Origin of the sequence: Moorena bouillonii PNG (assembly GCF_001942495.1) — a bacterium.
GTDB classification, from domain to species: Bacteria; Cyanobacteriota; Cyanobacteriia; order Cyanobacteriales; family Coleofasciculaceae; genus Moorena; species Moorena bouillonii.
Map to the genome: position 1 here is coordinate 1765904 of NZ_MKZS01000001.1, position 20660 is coordinate 1786563.

15 protein-coding genes and 2 pseudogenes are annotated in these 20660 nt (G+C 44.6%); 7 read left to right on the forward strand and 10 right to left on the reverse strand.

The window, feature by feature from the left end; all coding sequences use genetic code 11:
* Window positions 1-128: 128 nt before the first annotated feature.
* A complete protein-coding gene (locus tag BJP37_RS07325) occupies window positions 129-2387 on the forward strand; it encodes a transglycosylase domain-containing protein (RefSeq protein WP_075897645.1) in 2259 nt (752 codons plus the stop codon).
* A gap of 7 nt (window positions 2388-2394) precedes the next feature.
* Here the strand turns inward: BJP37_RS07325 and BJP37_RS07330 are convergent, their stop codons facing one another.
* On the reverse strand, window positions 2395-3183 hold the full coding sequence (locus BJP37_RS07330; protein ID WP_075897647.1) for a Uma2 family endonuclease: 789 nt from the start codon (window positions 3181-3183) through the stop codon (window positions 2395-2397).
* 142 nt (window positions 3184-3325) lie between these two features.
* Between BJP37_RS07330 and psb32 the strand changes: the two genes are divergently transcribed.
* Window positions 3326-4048 (forward strand): photosystem II repair protein Psb32, encoded by a 723-nt coding sequence (gene psb32 / locus BJP37_RS07335; protein ID WP_075897649.1) that lies wholly within the window; start codon window positions 3326-3328, stop codon window positions 4046-4048.
* Between the two features lie 52 nt (window positions 4049-4100).
* Here psb32 and BJP37_RS07340 read toward each other — a convergent pair whose 3' ends face one another.
* From BJP37_RS07340 to BJP37_RS44900, 3 genes and pseudogenes are all read right to left on the reverse strand, one after another.
* Window positions 4101-4565, reverse strand: coding sequence for a GIY-YIG nuclease family protein (locus tag BJP37_RS07340; RefSeq protein WP_075897651.1), 465 nt, complete (start codon window positions 4563-4565; stop codon window positions 4101-4103).
* A gap of 216 nt (window positions 4566-4781) precedes the next feature.
* Window positions 4782-5978, reverse strand: a complete 1197-nt coding sequence (locus BJP37_RS07345; protein WP_075897653.1) for a GNAT family N-acetyltransferase — start codon at window positions 5976-5978, stop codon at window positions 4782-4784.
* 315 nt (window positions 5979-6293) lie between these two features.
* A pseudogene (locus BJP37_RS44900) lies at window positions 6294-6374 on the reverse strand (riboflavin deaminase); the annotation flags it as partial.
* A gap of 339 nt (window positions 6375-6713) precedes the next feature.
* On the opposite strand from BJP37_RS44900, the gene BJP37_RS07355 reads away from it, so the two are divergent.
* Window positions 6714-8687 carry a cache domain-containing sensor histidine kinase gene (locus BJP37_RS07355; protein WP_075897657.1) on the forward strand — a complete coding sequence of 658 codons (1974 nt, stop codon included), beginning with the start codon at window positions 6714-6716 and terminating at the stop codon, window positions 8685-8687.
* 2 nt (window positions 8688-8689) lie between these two features.
* Entirely contained in the window at window positions 8690-8905 is a 216-nt protein-coding gene (locus tag BJP37_RS07360) for a hypothetical protein (RefSeq protein ID WP_075897659.1), read from the forward strand.
* Window positions 8906-8954: 49 nt separating this feature from the next.
* Here BJP37_RS07360 and BJP37_RS07365 read toward each other — a convergent pair whose 3' ends face one another.
* The 4 genes from BJP37_RS07365 to BJP37_RS07380 all read right to left on the reverse strand — a co-directional run bounded on the left by BJP37_RS07365 (window position 8955) and on the right by BJP37_RS07380 (window position 14440).
* Window positions 8955-9761, reverse strand: a complete 807-nt coding sequence (locus BJP37_RS07365) for a GAF domain-containing protein (RefSeq protein WP_075897661.1) — start codon at window positions 9759-9761, stop codon at window positions 8955-8957.
* A gap of 350 nt (window positions 9762-10111) precedes the next feature.
* On the reverse strand, window positions 10112-12295 hold the full coding sequence (locus BJP37_RS07370; RefSeq protein ID WP_075897663.1) for a DUF7125 family protein: 2184 nt from the start codon (window positions 12293-12295) through the stop codon (window positions 10112-10114).
* 46 nt (window positions 12296-12341) lie between these two features.
* Window positions 12342-14012, reverse strand: a complete 1671-nt coding sequence (locus tag BJP37_RS07375) for an ATPase domain-containing protein (protein ID WP_075897665.1) — start codon at window positions 14010-14012, stop codon at window positions 12342-12344.
* Window positions 14009-14440, reverse strand: coding sequence for a hypothetical protein (locus tag BJP37_RS07380; protein ID WP_075897667.1), 432 nt, complete (start codon window positions 14438-14440; stop codon window positions 14009-14011). Before BJP37_RS07380 ends, BJP37_RS07375 begins: the two co-directional genes overlap by 4 nt.
* A gap of 824 nt (window positions 14441-15264) precedes the next feature.
* On the opposite strand from BJP37_RS07380, the gene BJP37_RS07385 reads away from it, so the two are divergent.
* Together BJP37_RS07385 and BJP37_RS43365 are read left to right on the forward strand one after the other, a co-directional pair.
* Window positions 15265-16437 carry a pyridoxal phosphate-dependent aminotransferase gene (locus BJP37_RS07385; protein ID WP_075897669.1) on the forward strand — a complete coding sequence of 391 codons (1173 nt, stop codon included), beginning with the start codon at window positions 15265-15267 and terminating at the stop codon, window positions 16435-16437.
* Between the two features lie 51 nt (window positions 16438-16488).
* Window positions 16489-16611 carry a hypothetical protein gene (locus tag BJP37_RS43365; RefSeq protein WP_269086965.1) on the forward strand — a complete coding sequence of 41 codons (123 nt, stop codon included), beginning with the start codon at window positions 16489-16491 and terminating at the stop codon, window positions 16609-16611.
* A gap of 897 nt (window positions 16612-17508) precedes the next feature.
* Here BJP37_RS43365 and BJP37_RS07395 read toward each other — a convergent pair.
* Together BJP37_RS07395 and BJP37_RS07400 are read right to left on the reverse strand one after the other, a co-directional pair.
* Window positions 17509-18363 carry a DUF3598 family protein gene (locus BJP37_RS07395; protein WP_075897673.1) on the reverse strand — a complete coding sequence of 285 codons (855 nt, stop codon included), beginning with the start codon at window positions 18361-18363 and terminating at the stop codon, window positions 17509-17511.
* Between the two features lie 136 nt (window positions 18364-18499).
* Entirely contained in the window at window positions 18500-19411 is a 912-nt protein-coding gene (locus BJP37_RS07400; protein ID WP_075897675.1) for a cell division protein FtsX, read from the reverse strand.
* A 521-nt stretch (window positions 19412-19932) separates the two neighbouring features.
* On the opposite strand from BJP37_RS07400, the pseudogene BJP37_RS07405 reads away from it, so the two are divergent.
* A pseudogene (locus BJP37_RS07405) lies at window positions 19933-20660 on the forward strand (IS200/IS605 family accessory protein TnpB-related protein); the annotation flags it as partial.

Here is a 20660-nt window from a genome sequence, read left to right on the forward strand (position 1 = left end):
GAATCGGGAATCGGGAATCGGGAATCGGGAATCGGGAATCGGGAATCGGGAACAGGGAAAAAGAGCTGATTGCTAGAGCGATTAGAATGGTTCAATAAGCACCCAAGAATCGCTTATCGCTGACAACCATGAGTTCTCAACCACCCTCCAAACCCCCAAAGACCATACTTAGTCAGCTAACTCAGGTAGTACAGACCATTCATGCTAAGGTAAATCTTCAAGCAGTAGCACTAAAGCCTAATGCTAGAGTGCCGGAACTTTGGGTGCAAGACGCTAATACCAACAAATCCGATGTCTATCCCCTGGTTGGGGACCGTTACGTACTCGGGCGCAGTTCCAAATCCTGTGACATAATCGTTCGCAACCCAGTAGTCAGTCAAGTTCATCTCTCCCTAGAACGGTATGGTAGGCGTGGGCGTAGGTTTATCATAAAAGACCAAAACTCTACCAATGGTATCTATCGTGGCAGACGCCGACTTTCCTCCTTGCTTCTGTATCACGGAGACACCCTTACCATCGGACCACCAGAACTAGCGGCATCAGTTGAGCTACAGTACGTCTATCCTCCCCCCTGGTATATCCAAGGAATTCGTTACTTTCTCTATGGCATCGGTGGCTTAATTGCCTTAGTGGTATTACTAATTGGATTTCAAACCCTGAGAGCACCATCAGTCAGGCCATTGCCCGAGGGAGTTACAGGTCCTGTGATTGTTTACTCTCGTGACCAAATTCCCCTACGGCAACCCCGGACCGATGCTCACCGAGAACTTAGGAGGTTATCGGATTTTTCCCCATATTTGCCGAAAGCAGTGATTGCTTCAGAAGACAGCCGCTTTTACTGGCACTTTGGAGTAGACCCCTATGGGATTATGCGAGCTGTGGTGCGGAATATTCAAGGGGGAGGCATTCGCGAAGGTGCTAGTACGATCACTCAGCAGGTAGCACGAAGCCTATTTCCGGAATATGTCGGTCGAGCCAATACCGCAGACCGGAAAGTGCGGGAAGCAATAATTGCCCTGAAGTTAGAGACAGTTTACAGTAAGGACGCGATCTTAAAGGCTTACTTAAACCGAGTTTACTTGGGTATAGAAGCATTTGGTTTTGAAGATGCTGCTCAATTTTATTTCGACAAATCAGCAGCTAATCTGAATATCCAAGAAGCCGCAACTCTGGTGGCAAGTTTGCCAGCACCCAATAGCTATAACCCGATCCAGAATTATGATACGTCATTACAATTACGGAATCGGGTGATTGACCGGATGCACGCTTTGGGAATGATTAGTCGAGAAGAGGCTAATCGAGCTAGGCGATCGCGGATTGAAGTTAGCCCGAAAGCCCGACAAATTCTTTCTAGCACCAAGGCACCCTATTTCTATAACTACGTTTTCCAGCAATTGAGGAGGTTACTGGGCAAAGAGTTGGCTAAGGAAGGTAATTTTATTGTAGAAACTACTGTGGATACCGAGTCTCAGGCCAAAGCTGAAGCAGCTCTACGGGACTATGTCAAAAATACTGGTAGCCGCTTAGGATTTTCCCAGGGAGCGATCGCAAGCATCAATACCAGTAATGGCGAGATTCTAGCCATGGTTGGAGGTGCCGATTACCAAAAAAGCCAGTTTAATCGCGTTATCCAAGCCAAGCGTCAACCAGGCTCAACCTTTAAACTCTTTGCCTATGCTGCTGCTTTAGAAAAAGGGATTTTACCAAGCAAAACCTACTCCTGCTCTGGGATTAAACGGATCAGACGTTGTGAGCGGTCTGGAGATGCTACTGAAATTGATATGTATGCTGGTCTGGCTCAATCGGAAAATGCAGTAGCGATCAGGGTGGCTCAAGATGCTGGTTTAGATAGAGTAATACGGATGGCGCAACGGTTAGGTATTAGCTCAAAACTCGAGCCTGTGTTTGGTTTAGCCTTAGGTCAAAGTGAGGTTACTCTGTTAGAAATGACTGGAGCCTATGGTGCGATCGCAAATCAAGGGATGTGGTATCGTCCCCATGGCATTATCAGAATTCTCGACAGTAGTGATTGCACCGATAATCAAGACTACCAAACCTGTCGAGTAATCTACAACTTCGCTGATCAGCCAACTATCAGCAAGCAAGCCGTTTCACCAGCAGTAGCCAACACCATGACAGAAATGCTTCAGGGTGCAGTCACCAGTGGCACCGGTCGCAGTGCTCGGATTGGTGAAGGAGAAGGGGGAAAAACCGGTACTACTGATAAAAATGTAGACTTGTGGTTTATTGGTTTTATTCCCAAGCATCAGATCGTTACAGGGATTTGGTTAGGCAATGATAATAATTCTCCTACTAGTGGCAGTAGTAGCCAAGCTGCCCAGTTGTGGGGCATTTATATGGGTCAGGTAGTACCGAAAGAGAGTTGAAAGGTGATCAATCCACAAGATCCTCAGGATTGATTCCCATTTGTTTCAGTCGAGCTTTCAAAGCTTCAAGCTCTTGTTGAGCTTGAGTAGCCCGTTGTTGAGCTTGAGTAGCCCGTTGCTGAGCTTGAGTAGCCCGTTGCTGAGCTTGAGTAGCCCGTTGCTCAGCCTGTTGAGTTCTCTCATTTTCGGAGGGATACCGTCTACCATTTTGGTCGTACCAATACAACCACTCCCTTGTCCAATCAAGATAAGTTCCTTCTGCTGTGCCTATACCTAGACCAATTTCTGGCATCCAGACCGGATTACCTGGTTGACGCACATACACTCCATCTACCAAGCGATGCACTTCAAAGCTATCTCCTTTTCGAGGTTGAAAGTTATCGCTATCATAAATAACGTAATATAATAACCCTAAGTCAGCATAGTCTAATTTTTTCTGGTCATACTCGCCGTTATAGGTTTGAGAGACAATCTCGATCGCGAGAATTGGCACAACACCATTTTCTTCCCACAACACATAACTCAAACGTCCCTGACGACCCTTAGGGCGAGTTTTCCATCTCTGTACTCCTAAACTTAGGAATCCATCAGGCACTATCGCTGACTGTTTGGGATTGTAATAGTATCCCATATCTATACCAAAAAACCAATCCCTGCGCTCTGACCAGATTATCGATAAAATCGATTTCAATAAGTGAGGGATGGTATCTTGCAGTTCATTATCCACAGGGGTTTCATCAGAAGAGGGTAATTCTTCTGAACTCGGAAGGTATTGTAACGGGTCATAGTTTAACATGGTTCCATTGGCTAGACCTGACTGGTGACATGTTAGCAGTTTCACGAAGTACCATTATCTTGGCCATAAATAAGATTAGGTTGATTGGCAGTTCTATAGTATTTTGGGGAAAAGCCAATTTTGCTTTGTTGTCAGGTTTTTTATGAAACAGCTCCTCAACCAACTACACAACCAACGCAAATACATAAAATCCCTAATTATCCCTCTTTTAGCTATCTTGTTAGCAAGCGGAATAATTGCAGCACCAGCCAATGCCATCAATGTCTATCAAATGCCTAACATTAGCGCTGGAGAACCGACTTGGGTAATTGACAAGTCAGAAGTTCTCTCTCGCTTCACAGAAGGCAAGTTGACTCAATCCTTAGAGGATTTAGCGAAAGCAACGGGCAATCAAGTTAGACTGGTCACTGTCCACGGCCTAGATTATGGTGAAACAGCAGCAACCTTTGCCCAAGGGTTGTTTGAAAAATGGTATTCTACTCCAGAAGACCAAGCTAATCAAACCTTGATAGTGCTCGATACTGTCACCAATAACAGTGCTATCGTTACTGGCAATGCCGTTAAGGAAATTATGTCCGATGACATTGCTGAAAGTGTGGCTTCTGAAACCCTACAGGTGCCGCTGCGGGATGGTAACAAGTATAATCAGGGTTTCTTAGATGTAAGCGATCGCATAGTAGCTGTCTTATCTGGCGAACCAGATCCTGGTCCTCCTGTAGTGGAAGAAGACATTAACATTGCTGGCAACTTTAAGAGTGCAGAAGAAACTCAAGAGAGCAATGCTACCCTTTGGGTTGTAGTGATCTTGGTTGTTGCTACAGTTGTGCCGATGGTTACCTACTTTTTCTACCAAGGTTTTTCCTAAGTATTTAGCTATCAGCTATCAGCTATTAGCTGATAGCTGATAGATTACTAACTCAAAGAGATGAGATATATCTCATTACTTCTGGAGTCGCATCAAACCATTCCCCAGAAATCCTAAGATGTTGGAATTTCCTGTGAAATTCGGTTTCCATCTTAGCACTACCTGGGATAATTTTTATTAGTTCTAAAGTCGTTACACTCTTAGTTTCAAGCCCTCTAATATTACCATTGGGGTTAGTAGTGTAACCGATCCGAATCGCATTGCGTCCCTTGTCTAAGATAAAGTAAAGCCTAGCTGGATTTTCTTCCTCAGGGCTGGATAGGCAGCTTTGTACTAAAGTCCCTGTGGCTTTGTGCAACCGAATAAAGGTTTGAGCGTCACTAGCGTATTCTGGAAGCTTAGAACGCTCTACCGCCATGGTCATATAACGCAATGCAGCTGCGTGTCTTCCCTCCGACGCTTCATCGACAGCCAGGGCTAGCAGGTCATAGGGTGAGCATTGGCGAAAATTACTCATTATTGTTGTAGTTGGGCTGAGCAATACCTGATTTGTATGCTAGGAATTGGTAATATTAGCACACCTAATGACCTTATGTAAAGACCTGATCTCAAGTCAGATCCGGGAAATCTGATCGCGTAGCGTGGCCAAACGCGCCCCGCGTGGCCAATAGGCCAAGGCCAATCTGTGCTTTGTGCCTGAGGTCGTTTATTAAAAATACTCCTCAACTGCTAATCAATCCGGAATCTCAAACGTAATCTCGCGCTTGGTAAAGGGCAAATCTTGATTAATAGCCTCAATTTCCTCACGTTCCATGACGTTAACCTCATCGATATAGTTTTGAAAAATCCGGTCAAAGCGTTTATCGTAGAATCGGTGAACACTATGGTTAGCAGTTGCTGGGAAACCACGACGCTTCTTGTGACGCCCACCAGCACCAGGGTCAAACATGGTGATGCCCTGGCCGATTGCCCACTCAATCGGTGCATAGTAACAGGCTTCAAAATGTAGGCAGTCAAATTCTTCAAAACAGCCCCAATAACGACCATACAAATGATTGCCCTTATTTATACAAAAGGACATTCCCACTGGTTTTTGGTCATCCTCCTCCTGGTAAGCAGCAATTAGTACCACTCGCTGACGGTAGTTAGGATACAATTGCTTAAAAAATTGGCGCGTGAGATATTTGCTACCCCACATAAATTTATCGCAGGTGCTGCTGTAGAAGCTGTAGATTAAGGGAAACAAGGATTTTTCAATGTCATTCCCCGTTAAGATTTTCAGGGTTAGACCTGCTTTGGCTACAGCCTTACGTTCTCGTTTAATATTGCGGCGTTGATTGGCATTAAAGACCTTTAGGTAATCCTCAAAACTACTAAAGCCTTGGTTTTGCCAAATATAGCTGTGATGTAGCCAGCCCTTAAAACCATTGCGTTCAATTACTGGTCGCCAATCGGGGTCAACAAAGAGGAAGTGACAACCAGACAGATGATTGCGATCGCAAAAATGATCGATAGCACTTACCATGATCTGTGTCAGCTGATCTTCATCTTCTCCTGGTGCCATTAAAAACCGATAGCCTACCGCTGGGGTAAATGGTGTCATACCCAACAACTTTGGATAGTAGGAAATGCCCAAGCGGTAGGACAAATCCGCCCACTGTTGGTCAAAGACAAACTCTCCGTAACTGTGACCTTTGACATACATAGGTGCAGCCGCGATCAGCTGTCTATCTCGCCATACCGTTAAGTGATTGGGCAACCAACCCGTTTTAGCAGTAGCACTACCAGATGTTTCAATATTATTCAACCAGTCCCACTCCAGAAAAGGGGTTTTTAGGGGTTGGGCAAGGTCATCCCAAGCGGATTGGGGAATATCTGCCATGCGGTTGACCCAGATAACGGAATAGTCAAGCTTGGGTTGTTGAACCATTGGGGTAATCTAGGATTAGGGGAACTTGAGATTGGTAAAGTCAGCAATTCTGCTAGTATGCAAGTTTATTCGCGTAGCGTGGCCAAACGCGCCCCGCGTGGCCAATAGGCCAAGGCCAAGTCAGCAAGTCAGCAAGTCAGCAAGTCTGAAACAATTCCTGGGATCAATTACTGAGAAACTGGAATGTTTCTTACCTTGAGCCTTAACGTTTTTTCCGTTAACTTCAAGTATTTAACTTCAAGTTTTATTTAATTAGTCGAGGGGGTTATCAGAGGAGATATGACCAGATATCCCATCTCTTAGTTTAAGTTAAACTAACTTCACACTATAGGCACGCAAAGTACCTGCACCAAACAAGACCCCATCAGCGAGAGCCACTTGGTTTTCCAGATGGGCTAGAAAGGTTAGCAAATCTTTTCTATAACACATCTAGTCACGGACTTCAAACCCTGAAGGTCTTGATAGTCAGGGAAAACCTTGGTAGATCTACTCGAATCCTCCAAGGTATGCATCTATGCCTTTGTCCTTCCATCTGACGTTAAATGGACACAACCCTAGTTGAGAATGGCAGAGAAAAATTACTCAAATTAACTGGATTTATTTCAGTAAGTTTCCATAAACTAAATAGAGGGAATAAAGATATCAATCTGAGTACCAAGGTTGTAGTGAGTAATTGTAAACAAACCCCATTATCGTGCGGTTGGGTTGTTCTGAGCCATCAATATCAGACGAATTATGGTTAAGCTAGGTCTATCCTCCTTTCGTCGCATTCTACTTTCGCGCCTTCTGCTGCTAAGTGTGCCAGTCTTACTAGCAGGAGTGTATGTGACTTACACAAAGGCACGCTCATTGCTGTTGGACAGTGCTCGCCAAAATCTGACGGAAAGTGCTGTACTCCATGCACAGAGCATTCAAGAGTCAATTGCTGCCCTCAAAGCCAACTTGGTGAGTGCCAGTGAAGCTGTAGCCCTAAAGTCGGAATCCCCAACCGCCTATCAAAAATTTGTAGAACAATTGGCTCAACTGTTACCACATCAGATCGATTGTGTACAGTTGATGGAGCTACAGAGCAAAGCAATCGCCGCAAGTACCTGTGCTAACCAATTGCTAACTAACCGACCGACTTTTGTATCCTCGGTGCAGCAAAGTCAATCATTCGCTAACCGTTCTCAGGTTGAGGTAACCATACTACTGCCTAAACACCCCTCAAGAAACCCCTCAACAACTTTAACTAGCCAACTCTATCCCCCCAAGTCCACCAGTAAACTCAAACTAGTCCTGAGTGCCCCAGTCTATAACCGATCAGGTCAACTCCAGTTTGCCCTGATCATCCAGTCAGCTCTGCTACAGACACCAGCCTCACAACGGCAGATATTGTCGAGCTATCCGGTAGTGATTAACCAAGAAGGGCAAGTTTTGACTCATCACTATCAAGAGCCAGTGGCACAGAAGATCACAGACAAGATCAATCGGGAAGAAGAACAAGAGGGACTCAAAAGGGTTTTCGGAAAAGCGATCGCACAGGAACAAGATGTTGCTGAACCGTCGTACTGGATTAAAAACAACGTGGAATTAACCGCTGGCTATACCTCAATTCCAAGTCCGATTACTGCTGAGCTAGGTCAAAAGTGGGTGATTTTAGCGGTTACCCCCGTTGATATTGCTTTGGCTGGTCTCAAAGAGATTCAGCACGTTCTGCTAATCTTCACCTGTGGCTTGATTGGGGCAACCCTGTTGGCAACGATGTATGTTGCTCGGGAATTAGCTCGTCCTCTCGAACAACTCAGAGACTACGCTCTAAATCAATCTCAGTTCCTACCCTACGACCGTATACCCCAAAACTTCAAAATTAGGGAAGTTAACCAATTGTCGGAAGCTTTCGGTGGGATGATTGAACGCATGAAACATTGGGCAGAAGAACTCGAAGCTACTTGGAAAGAAGCCCAAACTGCTAATAAGTTCAAGAATGAATTCCTGGCGAATACCTCCCATGAACTGAGAACTCCCCTGAACGCCATCATTGGTTGTTTGCGACTAATACGGGATGGTTTCTGTGACAACCGCGAAGAAGAAATCGATTTTTTACAAAGGGCTGATCATGCTGCCATGCATCTGCTGGAAATCATTAATGACGTTCTAGATATGGCCAAGATTGAAGCTGGTAAATTATCGGTAAAAATTGAGCCGATTTACCTGTGGGAGTTGCTTGATGAAGTCATAAATTTACAGACTATTCCCATTCAGCAGAAAGGTCTTGAGTTTCATACCAGCGATTTGCATCAGGGGATTATCGTTCCTGCTGATCCAGCTAAGCTCAAGCAGGTTCTAATTAATGTAGTTGGTAACGCCACCAAATTTACAGACAATGGCAGCATTACCATTAAGACCCGAATTGAACCGCTACCCCTGTCTCAGAACAACAGAAGTTTTGCCAAGGCTTCTGATCTAACTTCTCATTCACAGGTTGTGATTATTGTTAAGGATACAGGTATTGGTATTGATCTCAGTCAACAGAAAAAACTATTTCGTCCCTTTGTGATGGTTGATGGCTCGACCACCCGTCAATGTGGTGGAACAGGGCTTGGTCTAGCTATTTCCCGGAATTTAATGGAAATGATGGGAGGTAGTATTACCCTCGTCAGTCCTGGAGAGGGTAAGGGTAGCACTGTTAAAATTACCTTGCCGATCATCGATGGAAAACGGGAATAGGGATGCAGCGCTTTTCTCGTACTTCCTGCTGTGTTGACAATAGTGGAGCAGTCGGTTATAATTACAAACCTTTGAAGTCAAAAATTATGGCTGCCTTTGTAACCCAACTAACCTCGTGCATCTCATTAAAGCTGTTTGAGCCAGTGGGTGGAACGGGCATCTTGCCCGTTTCATTTTCGGCTGGACTATCCCAACGCTGGCTACGAGGCGAAAAATAAGGGCAAGCCCGCCCCTAACGAACCCTACGCACCCTAGGCAACTGTTAATTCACGAACTAGTAATCTGTTGCGCCAATGAGCTGATAACCTTCAATTGTTCCTCACCAAAAGCGTCTGCTTCTGGACTAGCAATGGTAATTAGACCCTTGATTTTATAGTCATCAATCACTGGCACGCTCAGAAATGACCGCACTCCTGCCAAATCCAAACCCCCAGATACTATCCCCACTACCTGCCCATCGTTACCAATCACTGGTAAAGAAACCACAGCAACCCACAGGTTACTCTTCGCCCGAAAAACTGTCGATATATAGGTGCGTCCCTTGATAGCTTGTTGAAAATAGCGGCGATCGGAATAGTCCTTACCAATTAAATCTAATTCCGGGGCTTCTGGGTAGCGATAAATCATCACCCCCTGACGATTGATTAGACTCCAGCCCGCCAATCCAGCCATCGCGTTTTGCATCAGGGTGCTCTCTCGTAGTGCTTGCCCTAAGGCAGCAACATTTAGCGATCGCGTTTCCGAACAAAATGCTAGAAAACTCAGGGTAACAAACAGTCGTTTCAGGTCATTTTGGGCTAAATAAGCGACGGTTTCTGGGGCATCAGTTTCCTCTGATGCTACTAACTCCATCTGAATTTGGTCAGGTTGAAGGTCTAGGTCAGTTAAGCTAGCCAAGGTAATCAGTGCTAAAGCTCGCAATTGCTCAGCCGCAGTATTAGTTGACTGCTGACCTAGCACAATAAGCAACCGAGTCTTTTGCTCTTCTAGGAGTAGCATACCATAAATTGGTGGGTCAATGGTTGCCTTGATTTGGTCAAAGGTTGTTTGCCACACCGGTTGCTTGCCTGTCATAATTTTTGAAAAAAAATGTTTTTATATTAAGGGGCAATGATATAGTGTAAAGGGGATAAGCGCCTTAGATCTAGACCATATTTCTCAAACAAACTTATAAATATAAGACTAACGGCTGAGAATAGTTGATCAGTTCATAAATTTTGGTATTTTGCGCGCGTCTTTCTGCAGTGGTCGATAGCAAACGTTTGTTCCGACAGGCTGATTTCGCCAGATTTTCTGGAAGCGTCGAGATATTTTCTACTGTTTGGGAAATGAATCGTGATTGACCTTGACCTTCTGTCACGCTACGGGAACGGTCACGCTACGCGATTGGCCGTAGGCCACGCTTTGCGAACGAGAATATTTGATTAAGATGGGGTGTTCTCAATCACAATCCCCTTAGTGGGGGAGATACTGTAAGGGTAGGGACGCTGATCTGCCTTAGCCCCACGAATTTTAGTAATTTGCAGCCAATTTTTGTAGCCAATTTCTTTTCCGTTATTCATTTCATCCCAGTCAGGGGAATAAAGGTCTACTACGACATCATAAAGGTTCAGTAAATTGTAGCGATCGCTTTTTTCGATTCCGTCCTGAGCAAAAATATCTAACACTGCCACATCAGGCTGACGGAGCTGGCTATTTTTGCGGTAGACCAGCTTAATAAACTCTCTAGGGGTACAGTTGATTAGTAGAGGGGTGAGGGAGTCAAAGATTACTCGACAGGGTTTAGGCATTTGCTCAAGCTGTTGCGCAATCCTGAGCAACAGCATCTCCGGGTCATTCAGATTCAGGTGTACAGAGGTTGCTGGCAATGTCTCTACCATGGGACTAAATGTATCGAGGATCACCAACTGCCCTGCTTCCAGGTAGGGGTCAGGGAGTAATCCCCAAGTTGGGAGGGTTTGATAAACTTGCTGCCTAGGAATATCGGCACTAATATATAACACTGATTCTTGGCGATGCAAGCCACAGAGCAAAAACTGATAGGCTAGGGTACTCTTACCCAGTCCGGGAGCGCCCTCCACCAAGGAAGCGGTGTTATAGGGGATTTTGCCTGGGAGCAATTTTTCTAGTGACCCAAACACTAAATAGGGAGCATCCTCAATAAATTTTAATGATTCGGTGGTTGAGGGGGGAGATATTTGGCTGGCAGTGTACAATATCTCAATACCGTTTTCTGTGATTGCCATGCGGTGAGAACCACAGACATGGTCAGATGCTCGCATTTTAAATACTTCTAGATAGCGATCGCGTCTACGACCAACCAGTTCTTTTGATAGCATAATCATGCCATCGACAATGGTTTCTTCCACACCAAAGCTGGATAGGTGTCCAGTTTCATGAGCAGGGATACCTGAGATAAAGATACCCACTCCACCGATTTGTTGCATCAGGGTTGCTAATTGGAAGGTCTTTTCTCGCTGGATGGCTCGGTTATTGACTTTGTAGAACAAGACTGATAGTGAATCCACCACAAAACGTTGAGGCTGGAAGGAGGCGATTTCCTGAGCAATTTGATCTAGGTGTTCTTCAACCCGGATATTAGTTTGGGTAACAAAGACAATGCGCAGCATTTCCTGTTGAATCAGACGTTCTAAGTCCCAACCAAAACCGGCTGCCATCTGGGACAGATGAGAGGGGGTTTCCTCAAAAGAAAAGAGCAAGCCTTTTTCCCCTCGGTCAACTCCAGCCATGAGAAACTGTAGGGCAAAGGTAGTTTTACCAGTGCCAGCAACTCCCGAGAGGATGATTGAACGACCGTAAGGTATACCACCCCGTAACAGTTGATCCAAACCCGGAATTCCCATCACCATACGCCCTGCTGGAACTGACCAACTCACCGACTTTTGCCTGAGGGTTAGGGTAGGGCTGAGAATCCGCACCCCCACATTAGTGATCACAAAGGGAAATGGTTCCATATAAGGTGCCAGACCCCGTAATTTATGAACCTGTAACCAACGGCGTTGCTCCCCTGCCTCCTCATGGGTCGAAAGGTAAATGATGCCATCAGCCAAAGCAAATTCTGGACTGTGGTTAATCTGGGAGCGTTCGGATTCATTCACTAAAAAAGTCGTGCAACGAGCACTGGCGAGGCGAACCGATAGTTCGTAGCAAAAACGGCGGAAGTCACCACTTTTTTCGGTCAGGTCAGCAATGGCCTTAAAAGAGTCAATGACTATAACTTCTGCTTGATGTTGATTGACCAAACCCACTATATGATCCGCCAACCTAGGCATCGGTTGTTCAATTAAGAATGAGCCAATATCACTATAGATCACCTGCTCACCAAATACTTGAGCATCGAAGAATTGGAAGTGCTGCATATAACGCACCACCTTAAGGGTTGGCTCGGAAAGGGTACTGAGGTAAAGAGCTCTCTTATGGGGTTGCTGCTTGATAGTGTTAAAGAGAATCTGCTGCACCAAAATTGTTTTGCCAGTGCCAGGAGCCCCTGCCAAGATATTCAATGAGTAGATGGGAAAGCCACCGCCCAAAACTGCATCCAGATTTGGCACTCCTGTAGGCATTAATTTGATTGTGGGCTTAGTCATTAGCCATTAGTCATTAGTCATTAGTGGTAATTTAACTAATAATCAATCAAATCGTAGCTTTGTAATAGGTTGTGTTCTGATGTTCCCAGGTAATTACCATACCCTGCTGCTTCAGATTCTCTAACTCATGGAGCAAGTCTTGAGGGCTGAATCCAGTGCGATTTGCTAATTCATTTACGTCCATCTCCTCCACCCCCTTCAAGATTTCCATGATATTACGACTCTGGTTAAGCAACTCCTTAAAGCCATTGTCATTCAAGTAATTATTATTAAAGACAGGCATTCCAGTCAGCACACCAGTTTGAGCTTCAATCACCTCGTTGATGCTAATTCCACCTGAGGTAATTTCAAAAAACCGGATTTCTTTGCTGTGGGGCGCTCCCCTGACCTTCATAATGTTTATGGCTCGTCCAATGCGACCGGATAGTTCTACATAGCGCAAGAGGATAACATTATCCACCACAAAGGATACGCCATGTTCACTCAACTGAAACGGTCCGAATAGCTCCCCAATTTCGTTGGTTACGATGGTGGTCACACCTTGAAGTTTCAACTGGTTCACTAAGGAGTAAATATAGTCTTTGTAGCGAACCTTATTTGGGGTGGCAATCTCAATATCCTTGAGAGAATCAAGCATAATCCGGCGAGCCTTAACCCTGTCGACAACAGCTTTAACCTTAGCAGCATGGATATCCGGCTGTAGTTCTACGGGAGAATCATACATATGCACTAGCATTCCCTGGTTTTCCATCGCCTCTAAATCCCAACCTAAGGACATGGCAATGGCTTTGAGCTGTTGGGGATTTTCTTGAAAGGTAACAATTACTCCAGGCTCCCCTTTGAGAATTCCAGCCACAATGAAGTGAAGTCCCATCAAGGTTTTACCAGTGCCTGCGCCTCCAGCAACCATAGTTGCCGTGCTATGCTGCAATCCCCCATCTAACATCCTATCCAGTTCAGGGATGCCAGTGGAAAGTTTTTCTTGGCTGACCTGGGTCTTCATCCATAAGTTTTTCAGCATCTTAATCCGGGGATAGACTTCTATGCCAGTCTGACTGATTTCAAAGGGGTGCAACCCGGTAAAATAATTTTCCCCCCTGAGTTTGAGCACATCTAAATAACGCTGGAAGTGTAACCCCAGAGGCTGATTTTGCAGACGAATAATCCCATCGGCGATGGCAAAGATCGGTTGATGTTTAATTTCTTCGTCAGTGTATTCCCCTACTAAAAAAGCTGTTACTCCCCAAGTGGTCAGACGCACTGAGAGGTCGTAGCCAAACTTACGTACTTCTACAGGATCCGTTGCCAAATCATGAATGGCTTTGAAGCTATCAATGCCGATCAGCGCAGGTCGGTACTCTTTTACGTAATTAATAATGGCAGCGACCGCTTCTGTTAGACCCTGCTCTCGGATAATCTCGCCGATGTCGAGATAAATTACCGCAGTACCTACCTTACTGGGGTCAAAAAAATCAAACTTTTGTAGGTAGTGCAGTAATTTTACTGAAGGTTCTGATAGGGTAACTAGATAAAGCGCTTTGTGCTCTGTACTAGCATTGGTGTATAGTATTTGCTGGGTAAAGATCGTCTTACCAGATCCGGGTGGCCCAGTGATGATGTTAATGGACAATTCCGGAATACCACCAGCGAGAATCGAGTCTAGACCAGGAATACTAGTAGGCAGTTTACCTAAGGGCTTTGTCCGAGGCCTGATCATATAAGTTTTTTCCCTTCAATTTCCTTGAGTAATTGTCTGACTAGAATGTCGCCCGTCAAGATGGCTAGAATATCGATTAGGGTTGTGACTAACTCTTTGAGGGCCTCACGAATTAGTAACCGTTGTTCTGGTGAAACCTTTTGGCGAAACACCTCAAACGAAACTCCCTCGGCACTTGATTCTATGTAGCCAATCAGGGGATATTTTTCCGCTGTCAAAGCTAGAGATCTTTCCATAATCGACACTACTGTCACTCTACCTAAGGTCGGCATAATCCGGTTCCAGATCGTGGTGAGCAAATCTTCGTAAATGTCGATAACTTCTTCCTTACGGGCCTCTGTCTTCGCCTGGTCAACTTGATCCTGGACTAGCTGTTCAGCTAATGGTTGTGCCGATCGCATCTCCATTTCTCTATTAGGATCGCTCATCGCACTCTCCTCAAATTTTCGTGCCCAGTTAAGGTTAAGAAAACTATTAGTTCTAGCTGAGGGGGTTATATAATAAGCACTGAAATGCCCACTATATAAAGTTTTAGGCCAATAACTCAGGCAAGATACAGACCGAAATTGACCCTGGATTCATTGTCAGCCATGCAAAGCGCGAGTGGGGGAAAGCATGGCAGTTGCTCGTGGGGGTTACCCCCAATACCGCACTGCCTCCCCGTGAGGCCACCGCATCGCTTTCTGGAAGCTTAAACCCTTATAACTAGGTGCAATTAAGCGCCCAAAACAGCATGTATCTTTCTGTTACTTATGGGCTGAAATTATTACCCAGTAAGGATTTCAGCTTACATGTCGCCCCCCCAGTAGTTCTCTTCATGGCTATCTATGGATAACTACCAGTTTATCCCATCAATTTCCACAGCTTATTATATTATCAAAAGTCATAAGATTAGTTAGGTATTTTTTTAGATTTTTTTAATATTTATTTAGTAATACCGAATTAAAAACAAACAAAAATTAATACAAAAATATTTAAATATAATTAACATAACTTTTCTTAAAGGAAAATTAAACAACGCCTCTAAGGATAGTAACACAATACTGAAGCAATAGAAAAATTCAGTTTTTTTTTATCTCGATTAACTGCTCATACCAAATCCTGTTCCCATACCCCCCTGATCCGCATCGCCCTAGATTCCTGGCATAAAAAGATTTGGTCGATTTTTATAAAGGGGTAATGACCAAGCGGATTTGGTATGAGATTCGCTAGTATAAACCACTGGTGCGTTCACTCAACAAAAGAAGAAACTATGAGAAACTTGACCTCCCGCATGGAGGCGGTGCAGTTGCCAGTCATTCCCATGGTTGGCGAACTGATCCGTAAATATCCTGAGACCATATCCTTAGGACAGGGGGTGGTCTATTATGATCCCCCCCCAGAGGCAATGGCAATGTTGCGTGAATTCTACAGCTTACCAGGTAATCATAAGTACAAACCCGTACATGGAATTGCGGCCTTGCGAGAGGCAATTGAGGCAAAACTGAAAACTGATAACGATATTGAAATCAATTCTGCTCACCGCATCGTTGTCACCGCAGGAAGCAACATGGCGTTCATGAACGCGATTCTAGGAATTACCACTCCCGGGGACGAGATTATTCTTCAAACGCCTTACTATTTCAACCAGGAAATGGCGATTCAGATGGCAAGCTGTCATCCAGTGCTGGTGCCAACCGATCAGAATTACCAGCTACGTCCGTCCGCGATCGCACAGGCTATTACCGATAGAACCCGGGCAGTAGTTACCATATCACCTAATAATCCTACTGGGGCGGTATATTCCGAAGAGGCATTGCGTCAGGTAAATCAACTTTGTGCCGATCACGGAATTTACCACATTAGTGATGAAGCTTATGAGTATTTTACTTACAACGGGGTGAAACACTTTTCCCCAGGTGCCTTTCCCGAAAGTAGTCAACACACTATTTCTCTGTACAGCCTCTCCAAAGCCTACGGTTTTGCCAGTTGGCGGATTGGCTACATGATTATTCCAGAACACTTGTTTGAACCAATTCAAAAAGTTCAGGATACAATCCTAATTTGTCCCCCAGTCATTTCTCAGTATGCGGCTTTAGGGGCATTGAATACTCGAAAAAATTACTGTCAACCTCATATTAATGCGATCGCGTCTGTACGAAAGGTGGTATTGAACTCCCTGAAACGTCTAGAGGGTTTGTGTACCATTGGTTCTGCGGATGGAGCGTTCTATGTTTTCCTAAAAGTGGATACTCAGTTGGATGCTTTTGAATTGGTAGAGAGACTGATTCGGGAACATCGAGTAGCTGTGATGCCAGGTACCGCCTTTGGTATTGAGGATGGGTGTTACCTCAGACTTGCTTATGGTGCTTTGCAAAAAGAAACTGTAGCAGAAGGTATTGAACGATTCGTTGCAGGTCTTAACGAAATTTTACAAAAAGTTTGACCTAAGGGCAGGAGATGCAAAAAATATTGTGTAGAAAAATTGACTCACAAATTGTCTACAAGGGATGAGGTATTAGACCAGTTTTTTTGTAAGCATTCAGCTATCAGCCGTCAGCCGTCAGCTAATCAACGGGAGATAGTAAACAAGCTGGGGGGTGCTAGTACTGCTGCTTGAAAATCCCTGCTCGTTTTACTGATCCGACCCCGTGCAGCTCTCGCCCCTGTTAGCTGATAGCTGATAGCTGACGGCTGAATGTTTACGTTTTTTTTATAGTGAACCCACCAAGAAGGGGTGGGTTCATAATACATGCTTATTGAGACTGATGTCATCTAAACCTGCTTACTGGCTTGGTTTTGGCAAAGTCTGGTTAGGCGTTATTGATGCTTCTGTCTGGCAGAATCCACCATAACACCGGAGACAAAATCATACAGGAAATAGAAAAAATAAACACCAGTAATAGAACTTGGCTCAGTTCGCTATCCATAGGTCTTACCTCTTTATTATCAACTCAGGCTTTTTAAAGCCTCTAGATTTATACTTCAATCTGACTTAAGTGTATTCCGGATAACAAATTCTGGGTAGTTCTTATGGTAAATATTTGTCTACTCTGGTAAACTTTATGGTTAATTTATAATAAGTTTTATTGCAAAGTCGCTGAAATTCCAAAAATATCATCCCAAATGCGTAGGTGCGCTTTCCGTTGGCGAATTAAATTCGCCACGGGTCGCACCTGTTGACTAATTATTATTCCCTTCTCAAGTAATCGGTAATTGGTAATGGGTAATTAACAGTTAGCAACTAACAATTACCCATTACCAAAAATTCAGGGACTATTTGGGAAGTGATTAACTGGACTTGGTATCAGTGTTTTATTGATGTAGGAAACCACCTGGTTAGCCAAACATATCTGACACGGTTCGTTGGAACGAATTCATTACCAAAATGTTTTTTATTCGAAGTCATTATAAATACTTACACTATCAATTATCTTGAAAATGCTATATATAATATCGAGTCAGGTTGAATGGGTTGTAAACAAGCTTACCTACTTCATCCTTGATACTTTATCTTTTATTCTTTTATATAATGCCCAGAAGATACTTTGTGCTCTCTTACCAAAGTAAGACTAACCCATTGCCCTTTATCGTTAAAAGAGCGAATCAGTCGCTGACGTTGGTTAGGTTGCCACAGCCAACCTACTTCTAGAAAGAAGGAATGACCTGGCTTAACCGTTATTGGACAAGTAGACGATGCCCCATCGGGCAATAATAAAACTTGAGTAGAAACAGCACCCTCGTCAAAATACAGAATTGAGCCATCAATCTTAGCGCTAGAGGTGATGGTACGTAATGATTCTCCTGTGCCAAATGTGAGTTGTTGTACTAAGCGGTTACTTTCATGATGCTGGAGTTTAAGGTGAGTAGGATAGATGTTAGGCGTCTGCAAATCAGAATAAAGGGTTACTGCCTCTCCACGCCACTCTCCGAGCAACTGTTCCAAGGTTAATGGTGGACGTTCTGGTGTATCCGTACCCCCCAGTTTTTCTCGAATTAAGGTCAACTGTTTCAGCTGACTCTCCCTGTTATACAGTTGCACCATCCGCAGACGACGGTTACCCTCAATCAAGCCAAATTCTGCCCCAAATTCGCCATAAGGAATCCACTGTAGTGCGCCTTGGGAAAACGCACCACTGTCAAAGAACATAAGATAGCGATCTACATGGGTGTATTCGAGAACTCGGTTGAACATAGCTTGTTCAGGTGGCAGATAGCGAAGAGTCAAACGAATTTTTTGGTTATCGTCGAGACCTTCTATGGTGAGCACAGAGGGAATATCTTTTAACTGTTGCCCTTTTGGTGAGAATGTGGTAAAGGAACCATGCCAACTCCCTTGATTTTGCAAAAAACATTCCCATTGCGATCGCATAAGTAGTCTTTAGTTATTAGCTCTTAGTCATTAGTCATTGGTCATAAGTCCTCTGTTACTCTGAACCACTTCCCATGACCCTAACCACTGACAAAATACCAGAATTAGACCAAATTTAGGTAACTGTCTACTAACCTCATTTCCCGATAGCGATGCTTTCGAGACTAACAGCTAAGCAACTACCGAGCAAACCCACTGAACCCCCCAGAATCAACAGCAGTAAGGGTAGCACAACAATTTTCAGTGGATCCGGTGGCACCACTGTAGCGATAAATTCGATAAAATCAGGTCCAGTCGCGAGCAGATTAGTCAGAAATTGCCGCAGACCGATCAACAAAACCCAGGCTAGGACTGCCCCAGCTACACCAAAAGTAATTCCTTGCAACATGAACGGCAGATAAATCCAGGATCTGGTTGCCCCAACTAGCTGCATAATCTCAATTTCCTGGCGTCTTGCGATCACAATCAGGCGCATTGTGGTGGTAACAACTGCCACTGCCGTCAGACTGAGAATGGTAGTAATGATCAGACTCACCCAGCCTAAACCGTGATGAAGCTGTCGCATTTGTTTGAGAGTCTGATCCATATACTGCACCTGATCTATTCCTGGCAACTGTGACAATTGCTGGGCAAGAATTAGCACATCCTTTGGTTTGCTTACCTTTACCTTCAGTTCATCCACTAGGGGATTCCCTTCCAACTGTTCCGTAGCAGCAGCAATGTCGGAAATTCCCAGTTCCTCAACCAAGGATGCCCAAGCTTTTTCTTTGGAAATGGTTTGAACCGCCATCACCTTGGGCAGTTTCTGAACTGCTGGTAAGACCATTTCTGCCTCAGCCCCTGGTTCGAGATAAACAGCTACTTCTAGTTGACTCCCCAACTGATTGAGTAGCCCACCTAACTGCCAGGAGGCTTGCCAGCTTATACCAAAGAGAAATAATAGGACAGTGACCGTGCTCACCGCCGCCCAGTTGATCCAGCCGCCACGTTGTAGACCTAAGAAAGTTTCCCGCAGCAGGTAGTCCAGTTGAGTGAGAAATTTAAACATCAGTCCCTGACTTGGTGTTACTGTTGGGTTCTAATAGATAGAGCTGCTAGTTTCAAGGAAAATCAAAAGCCGTAGAAGAATTTTGGGATAGCAATAAATCACAAGAAACGTACGATTCTGAAATAACTCCCACCTATGGGCGACCAGGGATAATCAATGAAATCATTGGGGCGCAGTCCCCATCCCCTCTCTTGGTGCGCTTGAGGTGTGGGCGTTGGAACCTCGCGCCTTGTCGCACCGCAGCGAAGCGCGAAGGCTGTTGGGGGGTGGGGCATGATAAACTAAGCAAGCGAGGCAAGACTATAATAATAGACCAACTTAGGCACTCTGTCTTAGGCACTCTGTTGAACAAAAATGAGCGACGCATTCCCCCACCTGGCCTACGGCCACGCTGCGCGAACGTTCAGGTGGGGGTTAGTCCACGCTGATACCAACTTTAAAACCTGGAACATTAATTACTTGATTGCCGTATTACCTTTTGTGAGCTAAAATATTAACTATAAACGAGTTTATTAGAAAGCGTGAAAACACCGACCAAGGTCATAAGAACAGACAAGTGGCGACTTAACCCAACTTCCGAGCAAAAACTACTATTTGGGGAAACGGTTAAGGTTTATCGCCGCGCTTGTCGGTACTTGCTTGGTGTGATTTACACTCATTGGTCTGAGTTAGGTTGTTTAACAGCAGATCAGTTAACTCCTGCTGTCGAGCGTCTGATGCATAAGACGGCCAAGCGAGCCTTAATTAAATACCCTCAATTCAATAAAGCTTTTTATAAATTTCCCAGTTATTATCGCCGATCAGCAATCGCCTTTGCCGCTGGGCAGGTTAGTAGTTATGTGACTCGATACCGTGAATGGCAGTCTGGTGTCCGAAAAAGAAAAGATAGCAAGCCACCAAGGTTAAACGCTGATACTGGCTGCTATCCAGCTCTGTACAAGGGTCAATGCTATAAACTACATGGCTTTGATCAAGTCGAAATCAAAGTTTTTAACGGCAAGGATTGGGTTTGGACTACAGTTCAAATAACTGGACTAAGAGAGCGTCATAAGATAGCTACAAACAAAATGATGTCCCCTTCGTTGATTTTTAACGATAGGTACTGTCATCTGTCTGTTCCGTTTACTTGCAAACCAGAAAAACGCAAGCCAGAGGCTAACATAACTGCGGTAGATTTAGGGATTAATACTACCGCTACCGTAGCAGTTGTAACCCATAGTGGCACTGTAATCCATCGTGATTTTATTAA